Source organism: Flavobacterium poyangense (assembly GCF_011751075.1).
Taxonomy (GTDB): Bacteria; Bacteroidota; Bacteroidia; order Flavobacteriales; family Flavobacteriaceae; genus Flavobacterium; species Flavobacterium poyangense.
The window spans coordinates 574,900-591,092 of record NZ_JAALLN010000001.1 but is presented as its reverse complement, the minus strand read 5'-3'; the positions used below and the strand labels follow the sequence as shown (position 1 = coordinate 591,092).

The following is a 16,193-nucleotide window of genomic DNA, read 5'->3' as shown; positions in this document are numbered from 1 at the left end:
CATTTGACATTTCACAATTTACATTTCACAACTGGTAATTTGAATTAAAGAGATTATTTCGAAATAATTATTTATCACCGAAATTTTAAAATAATTGCCAGTAATTGTGTAAATTGTTGGGGTGTTTTTTTCGCAATTTTGTAAACTATATAAGACAACAAATTTTGTAGCACTTTTGCCTAACGTGTTTTATTGACGTATGAATAAGAAACCCATTCATTTTCTAAAAAAAACACTGCGTGTACTTCTTTGGTGCATGGTTTCTATCATTGCATTGTTGTTGCTTCTTACTATTTTAATTCAGATTCCATCCGTTCAGAATTATGCAAAAGAGAAAGCGATTACCTATCTGCATAAAAAGATAAAAACCAAAGTTTCGCTGGATCGGATTGCGATTAATTTCCCTAAAGAAGTGGTTCTGGAAGGTTTTTATTTTGAAGACCAAAAGAAAGACACTTTATTGAGCGGCAAAAGCCTCGAACTCGATATTAACTTATTTAAACTGATTAGCAGTGAGCTCGAGATAAACGCCGTTTCTCTAAAAAATACGACCGCTAATATTTCAAGAAGTAAAGAAGGTGTTTTTAATTTTGATTATATTTTAAAAGCATTCGAATCAAAGGACGAAAAACCCGCAGATCCTAATGCCGAACCTTTTAAAATTGCTGTTGTAAAAGTAAATCTTGATAATGTTAAGTTTAATTTTAAAGATGATTTTTCTAAAAATGATGTCAGCATAAAACTTACTCATTTTGATACTAAATTCAAGAAATTCGATTTAGATAAAATGGATTTTGATATCCCTAATATCAACTTAAACGGATTTAAACTAGTACTGAATCAGGATTTAGTAGAAAAAATTGCTGAGGTTTCTGTCAAGACAGCGGACACGATTGCAAAACGAAACGATTTTAATTTAAAATTAAACAAAATCAGTTTGTCAAAAATTGATGTTTTGTACGATAATAAAGATTCAAAATTAGCATCCGGATTGAGTTTAGGAAATCTCGATCTGAAAGTGAACAAAATCGATATGCAAAATCAACTGTTAGATTTTGAAACTTTTGAATTAAAAAATCTAAAGGGGAATTTGCAGTTAGGAGTAAAAGAGAAGCAAATAAAAACCCCCGATTTAGACACAACTGCTATTGCTCAGAAGGGCTGGACAGCAAAGTTACAGCATATCGATATCCGTAATGTAGCTTTTAAATATGATGATTTGCAGTCAAAACCTATTTTGAAAGGAATCGATTATAGTCACCTTGATCTGAGTAAATTAAATTTTAAAGCAGAGAAATTGTATTATACAAGTGATACCATTTCGGGAAATATAAAAACGTTTACAGTAAGCGAAAAAAGTGGTTTAGAACTTCAGTCTTTTAAAACCGATTTCTTTTACGGCCCCACGGCGGCTTATTTGAATAAGTTGTATGTGAAAACTCCGTATACCCTTTTAAAAGACGGGATAAAAGTGCAATATCCATCAATTGCAAAAGTCTCTAAAAATATCGAAACGCTTAGTTTGGATGCCCATCTGAATCAATCCAAATTGGCTTTTAAAGACATTCTATTGTTTGTTCCGGATTTGCAAAAGCAGCCTATTTTTAAAAGTAATCCAAATGCGGTTTTACTTTTGAATGCCCGTCTGAACGGAGAAGTAAATGACCTTACTATCAATCAATTTGAGATGAGCGGACTGGGAACAACCAAAGTTTCGCTTTCCGGGAAAATCAAAGGAATGCCCAATACAGACAAAGCTTATTTTGATCTGAATATCAAAAAAATGTCAAGTTCTTCTAAAGACATTGCCTCTTTTGTACCGAAAGGAACAATTCCGAATAACATTCAATTACCTCCTCAATTTAATGTTCAGGGGAAATTTAAAGGGGCTGTTCAGAATTTCAAAACAAATCTGACTTTAAACAGTAGTTACGGAAATGCTAAGGTAGATGCGCTGTTTGATCAAAGGATAAAGAAAGCAGAGAAATATGATGCTTCGATTTACTTGTTGGATTTCAATTTAGGTCGATTAATCAAAAATGATTCGGTTGGCAGAATTACGCTTAAAGCGAAAGTCAAAGGAAAAGGTTTAGATCCCAAAACGGCACAGGCACATTTAGATGGAATTATTCAAAAAGCAGTATTCAATAAATATACGTATCGTGATTTAGCCTTAAATGGTGAAATTAAAAAAGGCGCATTTGTAGTTAAATCCGGAATGAAAGATCCCAACCTGAATTTTGAATTGGTGGCCAACGGAAGTACTAAAGACAAATATCCAACCGGACAGATAAAATTAAACCTTGATATTGCCGATCTTGAAAAATTGAATCTGCATGCCGGGCCAATGAAGCTTAGAGGAAATGTTGATGCCGATATTGCCAATAGTAATCCTGATTTCTTGAATGGTAAAGTTTTCTTATCGAACATCCAAATTCTGCAAAAGGCAGCGCCAATTGTTTTGGATTCTATCAAAATAATAGCAGTTGCAGATGAGAATCATAATACCATTAAAATTTCGTCTCAGTTCCTGAAGGCTGAAATGGATGGGAAGTACAGGTTGACGACTCTTTCTAACAGTCTGAAAAAGTCACTTTCAAAATACATTGATCTGCAAACGCCAAAATCAAAAGCGGTTTTAGACGAGCAAAATATAACATTTAACCTGAGTGTAGAAAATGACCCGATTCTGTTTCAATTGGTTCCTAATCTGACCAGCTTAGAACCTGTTAGAATCACCGGAAAGTACAACAATGTTGTTGATTCATTAGAAATAAAAGGAACTTTTCCAAGAATTGTATATGCAGAAAACACCATTTCTGATGGAAGAATTAATATTGAAGCCAAAGAAAATGCTTTAGAATATCAAATTTCTGTAGCAGGAGTAGAAAGTACTTCATTAAAAATTCCGTTTACCGGTTTGGCAGGAAAAGTAGAGAATAATATACTGTCCTATGCACTCGAAGTAAAAGACCCGAAAGAAAAACAACAGTATTTTATTGCCGGAGAATTGCATCATGATAAGGATAAAAATGTATTGAAATTTGATGCCGATAATTTTGTCCTAAATTATGATAAGTGGAATATCGACCCGGAAAATGTGATAGAATTTGGAGACAAGAAACTGTATGTGAATAAGTTTTATCTGGAAAATGCCGGGAACGAACTCAAAATACAATCGGAAGGGACTCGGAATAATGCGCCTTTAAAATTGGAGTTTGTAAACTTCAAGATCGAGACGATACTGAATATGGTCAAAAAAGAGGAATTATTGATGCAGGGTTTAATCAATGGATCTGTGCTCGCCGAGAATGTAATGACCAAACCCACTTTTACCTCTGACTTAAAAATTGATGATTTTGCTTTTAAAGGAGAGCCGGTTGGTGATATTACCGTTAAAGTGGACAACAAGACCGAAAACACCTTAAACGCAAATGTAAATCTAACCGGAGAAGGAAATGACGTAAACCTTAGCGGTGATTATAAAATAGAGGAAGGCAGTTTTGATTTTGATGTAGTGCTTACTAAACTGTATTTAAAAAGCATTCAAGGGTTCAGCATGGGGAATATCAAAGACGGAACCGGTTTTTTAACAGGGAATTTTAAAATTACCGGAAATGCTGCTGCACCAAGAGTTAACGGAGAACTGAATTTTAACGATACCGGATTCAGAGTGCCCCAGTTGAATTCTTATTTTAAAACAAACAACGAGAAAATTACTTTTAATAACGAAACTATTTCATTTGATAAATTCTCGCTATTTGATGAAAATGACAATGAATTATTTGTAGACGGAAACATCAAATCTGCTGATTTCAGGAATTTTGATTTCGCATTGGTAGTGCAGGCAAATGATTTTAGGGCCATCCATTCAAAAGAAATCGATAATGAGTTATTCTATGGGGATTTATTTTTAGATACCAAATTAAACATCAAAGGAAATCTGGATAGCCCGGTGGTTAACGGAACGATCAAAATAAATAAAGAAACAAAATTTACGGCTGTCATGCCACAATCTGACCCTTCAATTGCCGACAGAGAAGGAGTGGTGGAGTTTGTTGATGAAGATAATAAATACCTGAAACAAACAATTGCCATGCAGCAGAAGCTGAATCAATCGGAGTTAAAAGGCATGGATGTAAGTGTTGCAATTACCGTAGACAAAGAAGCAGCACTGACTTTGGTCATCGACAAAGGAAATGGGGATTATTTGAAATTGAAAGGAGAGGCGCAGTTAGTCGGTGGAATTGATCCATCCGGAAAAACAACACTCACGGGTAAATATGAGTTCAATGAGGGCGCTTATGAAATGAATTTTAACGGAATCCGACGAAAGTTTGATATCAAAAAAGGAAGTTATATCGTCTGGAATGGAGAACCAACAATGGCCGACCTGAATATTACAGCTATTTATAAAGTAAATACGGCACCAATAGACTTATTAGGAAATCAATTGTCCGGCAAAACGGCAGCAGAAAAAAACACCTATAAGCAAAAGCTTCCTTTTCAGACTTTATTAAAGATGAATGGAGAACTGATGAAGCCGGAAATCTCTTTTGGTATTGAACTGCCGGACGGCAATTATGATGTTTCTTCCGATGTCGTATCGCTTACGCAAACTAAACTGAAACAGTTGCAACAAGAACCTGCAGAATTAAACAAACAGGTTTTCGCCCTTTTATTATTGAATCGATTTGTGGGTGAAAACCCGTTTGCAAGCGAAAGCGGCGGTACAAATGCCGGAACACTGGCAAGACAAAGTGTGAGTAAAATTCTGTCACAGCAATTAAACGATCTTGCGGGTGAATTGATAACAGGTGTTCAATTAGAATTTGGTTTAGAATCTACAGAAGATTATACTTCCGGAACCATGCAAAACAGAACCGATCTGAATGTTGCGGTTTCTAAGAAATTGCTAAACGACAGATTGAAGGTCACAGTTGGAAGCAGTTTTGGCGTAGAAGGACAGGAGCGTGCCAATGAAGAAAGTACCAATATCGCCGGAGATGTTGCTTTAGATTATCAACTTACCACAGACGGACGTTATATGGTTCGGGCGTATCGAAAAAACCAATATCAGGTAGCCGTTGAAGGCCAGGTGATAGAGACGGGAGTCGCTTTTGTTATTACCATGAGTTATAATAAATTCCGTGAACTCTTCCATCGTACTGAGGCTGAAAAAAAATTACTTAAAGAAGAAAAAGCCCGTAAAGAGAAAAGGAAACAAAAAGAAAAAGAAGATAAGGAGAAAGGGAAAAACCAAATTGAGGGAAATGAGCAAAAAACATAGCCATATCAAAACATACTACATGAAGTGTTGTATTATGCTGTCCTTATTCTTTGTTTTCGGATGCAGTAATACAAAATACCTGCCCGAAGGTGATTTGCTGTACACGGGAGGATCTGTGACTGTAAAAGACACTATACTTAATAAGAAGGAACGAAAAGCGCTGGAGAGTGAATTAGAAGCTTTATTACGTCCTAAACCAAACAAACAAATTCTGGGACTAAGACCTAAATTATGGTTTTATAATATGGCCGGTGAGCCTAAAAAACAGAAAGGAATCAGATATTGGCTCAGGAACAAAGTAGGGGAAGCTCCCGTACTTTTCAGCAAAGTAGATTTAGAGTACAATGCGTCGGTTTTGCGAAATTTTGCAGAAAACAGAGGTTATTTTAAGACGAGAGTCAGCAGCGACTCTACCGTTAGTGATAAAAGAGTAACGGCTGAGTATACCGTTATTCCTAAAAAACAATATAAAATTAAAAGCGTTACTTTTCCCGAAGACTCCTCCGAAATTGCAAAAGTGATGAGTAGAACAAGTCGCAGAAGCTTGCTGAAAGTTGGTAATCCGTATGATTTGGATGTTATAAAAGCAGAAAGAGAACGAATTGATGCCCGACTAAAAGAAAAAGGATATTATTATTTTAATCCGGATTATATTTTGGCTCAGGTAGATAGCAGCAAAGGCGATCATGAGGTCAAAATTAGATTGAAAATCAAAGAAGAAACCCCTGCTAAAGCTACTGTGGCTTACAAAATAGATAAGATATTGGTGTACCCTAATTATTCCTTATCAAACGATAGCGTGGTGTATCGTGCAAAAGACCGCAAACAATACAACGATTTTACCATTATTGATACAGCAGATACTTTTAAACCAAGAGTTTTTGATCGGACGATCTATTTCAAAAAAGGCGATTTATACAACAGAAAAGATCATAATCTTACACTGAATCGTTTTGTGAATCTGGGGACTTTTAATTTTGTGAAAAATGAATTTAAAGAATCAGACAGTATAAAAAACGCTTTAGACTCGTATTATTATCTGACGCTTTTGCCTAAAAAGTTTATTCGGGTTGAGGTTTTGGGTAAAACCAATTCGGCGAGTTACACCGGAACAGAAATTAATGCCAATTGGAACAACAGGAACTTTTTTCGTGGTGCTGAACTGTTTACTGTATCAATTTTTGGTGGTGCGGATTTCCAGCTTTCAGGGCAAAACAGCGGAAAAAACATTTATAAACTGGGAACAGAAACCAGTTTGACCTGGCCAAGATTTATAACGCCATTTCATATAGAAGGAAACAGTGAATTTGTTCCCAGAACAAAAGCCACTTTGCGATACGAATATCAAAAAAGAACACAATTATATGCCTTGAATTCGTTTAATACATCGTTCGGATATTTATGGAAAGAAAATATTCGTAAAGAACATCAGCTCAATATAGTTGATATTACCTATGTAAGTCCAAATAATGTGACACCGGAATATCTGGAGGATATAAAAGAAGATCAATCCTTAGGAAGAGTAATTGAAAAGCAATTGATTTTTGGTCCGACCTATTCGTATACCTACACCAATACCATGCAGAAGCGTAAAAAGAATACATTCTATTTTAATGGAGAATTAGATTTGGCGGGGAATATTACCGGTTTAGTAACCGGAGCTAATATCAAGAAAAACGATACGATAAAAATATTTGATGTTCCGTTTAGTCAATACGTAAAAATCAAAACAGATTTCAGGCATTATTTAAAGTTAGGGAAAGAAAGTGAATTGGCAAGCCGAATCATTCTCGGTGCCGGATTTGCCTATGGCAATTCAAATACACTGCCTACATCCAAACAATTTGTCGTGGGAGGAACCAATAGTATTAGAGCTTTTAGGGCAAGATCCCTAGGCCCAGGAAGTTATAAAGCCGAAGTAACTTCAAGTGCATATGTACCCGATCAGTCTGCCGATTTAAAACTGGAATTTAATACCGAATATCGGGCAAAGCTTTTTAGTATTGTGAGAGGGGCAGTTTTTGTTGATGCAGGTAATATTTGGCTTTTGCACGCCGATCCGAACAGACCCAATGCAGAGATCACCAAAGATTTTATGAAGCAAATCGCAGTAGGAGCCGGAGCCGGATTACGTTTTGATTTGTCGTTTTTAGTTTTAAGAATGGACCTGGCTTTCCCGTTAAGAATCCCATATCTGCCGGAAGGCCAAAGATGGGTAATCGACGATATCAATTTCGGAAGCGGTTCCTGGAGAAAAGACAATCTGATTTTTAATATCGCTATTGGATATCCGTTTTAGAAGTTTTTTTGCCACGACCCGAGCGATAGCGAACAGGCGAAGCAATTTTACGAATATGTTTTTTGCGTATATTGTTTAATTTTTTGATTTGATAAATTCAATTTAAAAGCCTGAATTAGATTGCTTAATAATGTTGTTGATTCAGAAGCAAATCCTTTTAATCAGTGCAATCTGTGGCAGTTTTTTTATTTCGTAACAGATTAAAAAAAATAATTCGTGTTAATTCGCGCAATTCGTGGCAAAAAAACCAGTAAATTGGTCTAAATAATTTAATAGAATGCAAAACCTGATAAAAAGAATTTTGGTGCTAACGGTGACTGTGGTCGCTGTGATTTTGGCTTTTAAATATTGCGAATTTAAAAAAGGAGACGATTCTGCGATCGAGTACAATACCAATTTAATCCAGCAACAAATCTTAAACGTTGGGAAATTGGTAGTTACCGAGGGGCATTTCTCTGAAGTGATCACCTATAAAAACCAGCAGAAGTATTTGATGGACATGATTTCTTTTGAGAAAAAAGCGCTTATTGTAGTAAATGCAAATGTTACGGTAGCGTATGATTTGCATCAAATGAAATACGATATAGATGAAAAGAACAAAACAATCACGATTCTGAATATTCCAAAAGAAGAAATCACAATCAATCCGGACATTCAGTTTTATGATGTAGAACAAAGTAAACTGAATCCGTTTACGGGTGATGATTACAATAAGATTAATAAATCGGTAAAAGCAAATCTGGCCAAAAAAATCGAAAAATCATCTTTAAAAACCAATGCCCAAAACAGATTGATCAGTGAATTATCAAAGATTTTAATTCTAACAAATTCAATGGGATGGAAACTGCAATACAATGGAAAAACGATTGAGTCTGATAAAGATTTTAATCGGGATTTGAAGCTGTAGTTTTAGGGGGAGAGGTGCAAAGGTACAAAGGTGCAAAGGCACAGAGTTTTTTTTGTAGAACTGTTTACAAAATCATCTATAATGATTTTGTCATTCCGAAGAATGAGGAATCACACCAGAAACTCCGCAAAGAATGTCACTAATCTTTGTCGAACGACCAATTGTCATTCCGAAGAATGAGGAATCACACCAGAAACTCCGCAAAGAATGTCACTAATCTTTGTCGAACAACCAATTGTCATTCCGAAGAATGAAGAATCACGACAGAAACTCCGCAAAGAATGTCGTTAATCTTTGTCGAATTACTAGTGCGATTTCTCCTAAAGTCGAAATGACAAAGAAGCAGTTAAACCGCTTCTTTGTCAAAAATTAAATCTAAACCGCCGGAAATCAAATGTGCAACTTCTGCACGTTTTGTTTTCAACTGATCTAAGTGTACTAAAACCTCTTGTAATAACTGTGTTTCTTGTGAATCTTTCAAAAGTTCCACAATTTCAACAGAAAGCAACCAATCGTTTGGATGGTTTTCTTTTACTCTCTCAAACACAGATTTTAGTTCTGATTTAGAAGTTTTGTTCTCTCTAATCGTACGTACAGTCTGATATAAAGCTTCCAGATCGTCGCGTTCGTCAGTATGTAGCGCTTTAATAGTAGTTGTTTTTGGAACATTATTAATCAGATCAAAACTGTTTACGTCTGCCGGACCGGAAAATGCCGAAACGACTTTTTTACCAATTGCCATATCGTAATTACCCCATTCCGGACGGAATAAAATCTCCTCTCCGTGAGTTACGGTGCAGTTTCTAAAACTGATTAAAATAATTTCTCCATGTAAATTTCTGGAGCCGGTAATGATTTCACCCTCAACAATGATATTGCCTTCAAATTCAAGTCTTACAGCTTCATTTTCAACGATACTATAAGCTTGTAAGTCCTTTGGACTCATATCTTCAATAGCTAAATTAAAGCCTTTTAGTTTCCCGATTGGACTTCCGAATCCATCAGGATGCGTCAGTGTTCCGTGACCTACCAGTTCTTTTTCGCGGTAGGATAAAGCTGTTTTTCCGGTAGCCTGAATGTAAACCGGTTTTCCTTCATCTTCAATTACTTTAGTGAAAACACCCGAAATCTGCAAGCCGGTACTTAATTCGATTGTACCTAAGGCATTCGAATGGATCAGCTTGTTGATTCCCGAAAGACCTCCCGTACGCAAAGCCATTTTATTGGCAAATTCCTCTAAAATCAAACTTAAATGCGAGAAATTAGGGGTTACATACAATTGCGGTTGTAATTGTGTAATGTCAAAATTTTGGTTGGCTGCTGAAATATCGTAAGGGATTTTCTTTACATTATCTGTCATGCACCAGGCACTTTCTCCGATTGAAGAAAGTAATCCCGCACCATATATTTTTGGATCTTCTACGGTTCCAATCAAACCATATTCAACTGTCCACCAATGCAGGTTTCTGATTTGGGCCATTTCAGATAATTCGCCCATATTGTTTTGTAAATCGGCTACTGCTTTTTCGGCTTCGTCGATTTTTTCCTGAGGCGTATCTTCGGCTTCTTTCAAAATCGAAAGCAGTCGAATCGCTTCATACATTTGATAATCTTTATGAGAAGAGATCGCTTTACAGCCAATTTCTCCAAAACGACGCAGGTACTCTGCATATTCCGGATTTGCAATAATAGGAGCATGGCCGGCACCTTCGTGAATGATATCCGGAGCAGGTGTATATTCTATATGTTCTAATTGTCTGATGTCTGATGCAATAACTAAAACGTTATACGCTTGAAATTCCATAAAAGCATTTGGCGGAATAAATCCGTCAACCGCAACTGCAGCCCATCCAATTTCGGTCAGAATGCGATTCATTCCATACATACTTGGAATGGAATCTACTTCGATTCCCGTTTTTCTTAGTCCGTCTAAATACGAATGATGTGCTACTTTAGACAAATAATCTACATTTTTACGCATCACATAACGCCAAACTGCCTGATTAATTGGTGTGTAATCACTATAGTCTTGAGGTTTAATGAATTGCCTTAAGTGTTTAGGCAATCGCTCTAATAAAGGATTTGTTTCAATAGTTGGGTTCATTTCGAAAACGTTGTAGTTTGAATGGTAAAATTACGAATTTAGAATGCGTTTTTTGGTATTTGCCTCAAAATTTTTACCTAAAAAATCTTTTTAATTAGGTTTATCGCAATTTATGTGTTACGTCACTCAGGAGCGTACGGACGATTTCTTTTAATAAAGTTTCGTCCATACATCTTCATTGCGTTAGGGCTGTTTTTTTTGCTGTTCTTCTAAATTTCTAAAGTATTCTATTTTGTAGTTGAACATATAAGCCATATTGGCTGCACGGGCTTTGGCTTCTTCGGCTAATTTTCCAACAAATAAAAAATCGACAGTTGTTGTGAAAATTTCCATCCAGCGATCAAAATGAACCTGATCTATCGGTAGTTGTTTGTGTGGCGGAAAAGGGCTTCCGGAATAGGTATGTTCCTCCAATAAAATAGTTTGCCAAAAGGAGTACATTTTTTCCAGATGCTCCGGCCATCTTCCTAACATTTTTTGATTAAAAATGGGACCAATTAAATCATCATCCTGCACTTTTGCATAAAAAGTATTAACCAAAAGTTTGATGTCGCCTAAACTTGAAATATCTTGAGTTGCCATAGGTGTAAAAGTAAAATTTGCTTGCAAAAATACAGTATAACTAAGGGTTTGCTTTCTGATATTTATCATTTAACGTTATTTTTAACCTATCAGCTGTGTAAATAAATCCTGATTGTCATTCAGATATTGAAATTCGAAACCATTTTTGGTCATATTCAATTGGATTGACTTGATGTCTTTTTTGTTCTTTAATTCTAAACCAACAACGACAGACCCAACTTCGCGATTGTTTTTCTTGTGAAACTGAAAATAAGTGATGTCATCATCGGGACCAAGAATATTATTTACAAACTCTTTTAAAGCACCTGGTCGTTGTGGGAACTGAATCATAAAATAATGCATCAATCCTTCGTAAAGTAAAGAACGTTCTTTAATTTCTGCCGTTCTTTCGATGTCGTTATTGCTTCCGCTTACCACACAGACTACATTTTTGTTTTTTATTTTGTCTTTATAAAAATCTAAGGCAGCGATTGTCAAAGCACCTGCGGGTTCAACAACCATTGCTTCTTCATTGTACAATCTCAAAATTGTAGTACACACTTTTCCTTCTGGAACAAGAATGATATCGTCCAGATTTTTACGGCAAATATCAAAAGTCTGATCGCCAACTTGTTTGACAGCTGCTCCGTCAACAAACTTATCAATGGTTTTTAATGCCGTGTTTTTTCCTTCCTGTATAGAATTTTTCATTGATGGGGCTCCCTGAGGTTCAACACCAATAATTTTAGTGTCAGGGCTCAAATGTTTAAAAACTTCTGACAAACCCGAAGCTAGTCCGCCACCGCCAATTGGAACGAAGACATAATCTATAGGATTTTTGTAATGGTCCAGAATTTCCAGTCCGACTGTTCCTTGACCTGCAATGACTTTTAAATCATCAAAAGGATGAATGAAGGTTTTGTGACTTTCCAGAGCATCTGCAGTAGCAGAGGCATAGGCATCATCAAAAGTATCACCGGTAAGAACAATTTCAACAAACGATTTCCCGAATAGTTGTACCTGTTTTACTTTTTGCTTTGGGGTTGTTTTTGGCATGTAAATTTTGCCTTTTATATGCAATAAATTGCAGGAGTAGGCAACACCTTGTGCATGATTTCCGGCACTGGCACATACAATTCCTGCTGCTTTTTCGGGATCGTTTAACGAAGAAATCTTGTTGTAGGCACCTCTGATTTTGTACGACCGGACAATTTGTAAATCTTCTCTTTTTAATAATATAGTTGATTTAAACTCTTCCGAAAGATTCAGATTCTGCGTTAGTGGCGTAGGAGCAACTACATTTTCGAGTTGCTTTTTTGCAACAAGTACTTCGTTAAATATGTTCATAATAGTTGTTTTTTGCCACGAATTCCGTGAATTGGCGCTAATTTTTAGTGTTAAAAGAAAAATAATTCGTGCTAATTTGTGTAATTCGTAGCGACTTTTAATTCGTTATTAAAATAAAAAACCTCCCGATTTGGGAGGTTTCATAAAATTGTATTTGTTTACGTATTTATATAACACCTCGCCATCATTGCGTAATTGCAATAATGCTAATGGCGATAATAATGTTATTTAAATTGTTCATTTTTTGTTGTTTGAAAAACAAATGTATTAATTATTTTTTAACCGGTGGGTACTGAGCTAAAATTTTAGAGACAAATTCGGCTACCTTTTCGTCTTTTTTGTCTACGTTTTTAGTCAGTGTTCCAATTCCTTCACCTTGCCAGATCATTTCTTTCTTTTTGGCATCAATCAGATCAATGTATAAAGTTCCTTCAGTAGAAGTAGAAACCGTAGTTTGTCCTCCGTACATCATGTATGGATTCCATCCCCAACCCCAACCATAGCCCCATCCGGCGCTAAATTGGTTTACATTTACTTGTTCTCTTGCTTTAGTGAAAATGTTTACTAACAAGTCAGGGGTGTCACTTTTTGTAAAACCTTTGGCTTGCAGTTGCTCATCTATGGCACGCAGTATACGTCTTTTATCCAAATCAGATATTTCAACCTTATCAATTCCGGGCTTAAAGAAAGCATAAGTTTTATAAGGTGCAAAATCTACGTTTTTATCATAATCAGAATAAACACTAACAGTACTACAGGAGGTTAGTATTAAAAGCAGAAAAATCGGTACTAATTTGAATGTTTTCATATTTATAAAATTTTGATGTTCTGATTTTAAAATAAGAAACTCTAGATTAAAGCAAACTTTCGTCAACAATATTAGGTAAAGTAACTTTTAATAAAGGCTGTACTTCCATGGCTCTTTTTATAGCAAAAATAGCCTCGTCATTTCGAGCCCAGCTTCGTCTTGAAATACCGTTGTTTACATCCCAAAAAAGCATTGATGCCAAACGTTTTGAAGCCTCTTTAGAACCATCAAGAACCATACCAAATCCACCATTTATAACCTCTCCCCAGCCAACACCACCACCGTTGTGTATAGAAACCCAAGTGGCACCTCTAAAGCTGTCTCCGATCACATTATGAATGGCCATATCGGCTGTAAAACGAGAACCATCGTAAATATTTGAAGTTTCACGGTAAGGAGAATCAGTTCCTGAAACGTCATGATGATCACGTCCTAAAACGACAGTGCCGATTTCGCCTTTAGCAATCGCCTGATTAAATGCTTCAGCAATTTTAATACGTCCTTCGGCATCTGCATATAAAATACGAGCCTGAGAACCTACTACCAATTTGTTTTCCTGCGCCCCTTTGATCCATTTGATGTTATCCTGCATTTGCTGCTGAATTTCATTGGGAGCAGTTTTTGCCATTTCTTCTAAAACCTGAGAAGCTATGGTATCTGTTTTTTGTAAATCTTCAGGTTTTCCGGAGGTACAAACCCATCTAAAAGGTCCGAATCCGTAATCAAAACACATAGGTCCCATGATATCCTGAACATAACTCGGATACTTAAAATCGATATTGTTTTCAGCCATCACATCGGCACCGGCACGGGAAGCTTCTAGCAAGAATGCATTTCCGTAGTCAAAAAAGTAAGTTCCTTTTGCAGTGTGTTTGTTGATTGCTGCTGCATGGCGACGTAAGGTTTCCTGAACTTTTTCTTTGAATAACTCAGGATTATTAGCCATCATTTCGTTAGCATCTTCAAACGAAATTCCAACCGGATAATAACCACCTGCCCAGGGATTGTGAAGTGAAGTCTGGTCTGAACCTAAGTCAACTTTGATGTTTTCTTTGTCGAAACACTCCCAAACATCAACCACATTTCCTAAATAAGCAATAGAAACCACTTCTTTATTCGCTTTTGCAGTATGAACACGTTTTACCAATTCTTCGGTAGAAGTTACTATTTCATTGATCCAGCCTTGTTCGTGACGGATTTTAGTGATTTTAGGATTTACTTCGGCACAAACAGTGATACAACCGGCAATGTTTCCTGCTTTTGGCTGTGCACCACTCATTCCTCCAAGACCGGATGTTACAAATAAACTGCCTTCCGGATTTTGTTTTATTTTTCTAAAACCATTTAAAACGGTAATGGTTGTTCCGTGTACAATTCCTTGTGGTCCAATGTACATATAACTTCCGGCTGTCATTTGTCCGTATTGTGAAACCCCTAAGGCATTCATTTTTTCCCAATCGTCAGGTTTCGAATAATTCGGAATTACCATTCCGTTGGTAACCACAACTCTTGGTGCTTCTGCATGCGAAGGAAATAATCCCATTGGGTGACCTGAGTACATGGTTAAAGTTTGTTCGTCTGTCATTTCAGACAAGTATTGCATGGTCAATAAATATTGCGCCCAGTTCTGAAAAACAGCTCCGTTACCGCCATAGGTAATAAGTTCATGCGGATGTTGCGCAACAGCATAATCCAGATTGTTCTGAATCATATGCATAATCGCTTTTGCTTGTACTGATTTTCCCGGATATTCGTCAATGGGTCTGGCGTACATTCTGTAATCCGGACGCAGACGGTACATATAAATACGACCATAAGTTTCTAATTCTTCTGAGAATTCAGGAATTAATTCGGCGTGATGTTTGGAATCAAAATAACGCAATGCGTTTTTCAGGGCCAGTTTTTTTTCTTCGGCAGAAAGAATTTCTTTTCGTTTTGGCGCGTGATTAATCGCTAAATCGTATTCTTTTTTTAATGGTAATATAGAGGGAATTCCTTGTTGTATTTGTTCTTGAAAAGTCATTAATTTTATTATTTTAGATTTCTGATTTTTGATTTTAGATTTGAATTATCTACTAATCAAATTGGCACATTTCCTGATTAAAATTGCCGACTAGGGATACCGAATATCCGACCTGTGATAGGATTTGTGGATCTTAATCCTAAATTTTCGCAAGAGAATATCCATATTTTTATTTTTGATTTTAGATTGAATTATCAAATTGAGACATTCTCAAATTAACGCATTATCTCGTTTTTTTAATTTCGCCTGTTCGCTTGTCATATCCGTAAGGACAATGACGGCAGCCGCTTTTACAGCAATAACCACGTTTTAGGTGGTGTTTTTCGGTAAAGCATTTGTAACCTTCGGGGGTATAATAAAAATCTTCTCCTTCGGTTAATTTATTTTCATTACTTTGCTCTTTCATAATCCTTTTTGGGTGCGATGTTTGTTTTAAACCATTATTTTTGATTATGGTTTTAATGAAAACAAACAATTTTGCCTTTACAAATTTATAAATTTTACAGCTAATGTTTCTGATTGTTGCTAAATATTTAATTCCGAATGGATACCGTGGAATGACCGTATTTCCATTCGTTTTTGTTAAATATGACGGGGATAAAGGAAACAAAGTTTTTTTAAATCACGAAAAAATTCATTTGCGACAACAACTCGAAATGTTGGTAATTCCTTTTTTTGTCTGGTATTTTTTAGAATATCTGGTGCGTTTCATTCAATATAAAAATGCAGAAAAAGCGTATTTGAATATTAGTTTTGAAAGAGAGGCTTATGCAAACGAAGCAGACTTAAATTATTTAAAAAGCCGTTCCTTTTTTCAATATTGGCACTACTTAACTTTAAAACAAAAATAGCTT

Annotated in this window: 10 protein-coding genes; 4 read left to right on the top strand and 6 right to left on the bottom strand. The window is 36.0% G+C overall.

What is annotated here, in order from left to right:
- The first annotated feature begins 199 nt into the window (after positions 1-199).
- The 3 genes from G3A47_RS02415 (at position 200) to G3A47_RS02405 (ending at position 8,496) form a co-directional block, all read left to right on the top strand.
- Entirely contained in the window at positions 200-5,290 is a 5,091-nt protein-coding gene (locus G3A47_RS02415; RefSeq protein ID WP_166920060.1) for a translocation/assembly module TamB domain-containing protein, read from the top strand.
- Positions 5,274-7,589, top strand: coding sequence for a translocation and assembly module lipoprotein TamL (gene tamL, locus G3A47_RS02410; RefSeq protein WP_166920058.1), 2,316 nt, complete (start codon positions 5,274-5,276; stop codon positions 7,587-7,589). Before G3A47_RS02415 ends, tamL begins: the two co-directional genes overlap by 17 nt.
- Before the next feature lie 277 nt (positions 7,590-7,866).
- Complete coding sequence (locus G3A47_RS02405; protein ID WP_166920056.1) at positions 7,867-8,496, top strand: DUF4230 domain-containing protein; 630 nt, start codon at positions 7,867-7,869, stop codon at positions 8,494-8,496.
- Between the two features lie 346 nt (positions 8,497-8,842).
- Here G3A47_RS02405 and G3A47_RS02400 read toward each other — a convergent pair whose 3' ends face one another.
- The 6 genes from G3A47_RS02400 to G3A47_RS02375 all read right to left on the bottom strand — a co-directional run bounded on the left by G3A47_RS02400 (position 8,843) and on the right by G3A47_RS02375 (position 15,745).
- The gene (locus G3A47_RS02400; protein ID WP_166920055.1) at positions 8,843-10,600 is read right to left on the bottom strand and encodes an aromatic amino acid hydroxylase; all 1,758 of its coding nucleotides are present in this window, start codon (positions 10,598-10,600) and stop codon (positions 8,843-8,845) included.
- 183 nt (positions 10,601-10,783) lie between these two features.
- On the bottom strand, positions 10,784-11,182 hold the full coding sequence (locus G3A47_RS02395) for a group III truncated hemoglobin (RefSeq protein ID WP_166921002.1): 399 nt from the start codon (positions 11,180-11,182) through the stop codon (positions 10,784-10,786).
- 81 nt (positions 11,183-11,263) lie between these two features.
- Positions 11,264-12,508, bottom strand: a complete 1,245-nt coding sequence (gene ilvA, locus G3A47_RS02390) for a threonine ammonia-lyase IlvA (protein WP_166920053.1) — start codon at positions 12,506-12,508, stop codon at positions 11,264-11,266.
- 271 nt (positions 12,509-12,779) lie between these two features.
- Positions 12,780-13,316: a DUF4136 domain-containing protein gene (locus G3A47_RS02385; RefSeq protein WP_166920051.1), complete on the bottom strand. Its 537-nt coding sequence runs from the start codon at positions 13,314-13,316 to the stop codon at positions 12,780-12,782.
- Between the two features lie 46 nt (positions 13,317-13,362).
- The gene (locus tag G3A47_RS02380; RefSeq protein WP_166920049.1) at positions 13,363-15,339 is read right to left on the bottom strand and encodes a urocanate hydratase; all 1,977 of its coding nucleotides are present in this window, start codon (positions 15,337-15,339) and stop codon (positions 13,363-13,365) included.
- A gap of 223 nt (positions 15,340-15,562) precedes the next feature.
- Positions 15,563-15,745, bottom strand: coding sequence for a DUF5522 domain-containing protein (locus tag G3A47_RS02375; RefSeq protein WP_166920047.1), 183 nt, complete (start codon positions 15,743-15,745; stop codon positions 15,563-15,565).
- A gap of 103 nt (positions 15,746-15,848) precedes the next feature.
- Between G3A47_RS02375 and G3A47_RS02370 the strand changes: the two genes are divergently transcribed.
- Positions 15,849-16,190 (top strand): hypothetical protein, encoded by a 342-nt coding sequence (locus G3A47_RS02370; RefSeq protein ID WP_166920045.1) that lies wholly within the window; start codon positions 15,849-15,851, stop codon positions 16,188-16,190.
- The last annotated feature ends 3 nt before the right edge of the window (positions 16,191-16,193 follow it).

Excerpts from the sequence above, each read along its gene's own strand:
- tamL (WP_166920058.1), top strand. The coding sequence starts at position 5,274 with ATGAGCAAAAAACATAGCCATATCAAAACATACTACATGAAGTGTTGT.
- G3A47_RS02375 (WP_166920047.1), bottom strand. The coding sequence starts at position 15,745 with ATGAAAGAGCAAAGTAATGAAAATAAATTAACCGAAGGAGAAGATTTT.
- G3A47_RS02395 (WP_166921002.1), bottom strand. The coding sequence starts at position 11,182 with ATGGCAACTCAAGATATTTCAAGTTTAGGCGACATCAAACTTTTGGTT.
- G3A47_RS02380 (WP_166920049.1), bottom strand. The coding sequence starts at position 15,339 with ATGACTTTTCAAGAACAAATACAACAAGGAATTCCCTCTATATTACCA.
- G3A47_RS02370 (WP_166920045.1), top strand. The coding sequence starts at position 15,849 with ATGTTTCTGATTGTTGCTAAATATTTAATTCCGAATGGATACCGTGGA.
- G3A47_RS02400 (WP_166920055.1), bottom strand. The coding sequence starts at position 10,600 with ATGAACCCAACTATTGAAACAAATCCTTTATTAGAGCGATTGCCTAAA.
- G3A47_RS02385 (WP_166920051.1), bottom strand. The coding sequence starts at position 13,316 with ATGAAAACATTCAAATTAGTACCGATTTTTCTGCTTTTAATACTAACC.
- G3A47_RS02405 (WP_166920056.1), top strand. The coding sequence starts at position 7,867 with ATGCAAAACCTGATAAAAAGAATTTTGGTGCTAACGGTGACTGTGGTC.
- G3A47_RS02415 (WP_166920060.1), top strand. The coding sequence starts at position 200 with ATGAATAAGAAACCCATTCATTTTCTAAAAAAAACACTGCGTGTACTT.
- ilvA (WP_166920053.1), bottom strand. The coding sequence starts at position 12,508 with ATGAACATATTTAACGAAGTACTTGTTGCAAAAAAGCAACTCGAAAAT.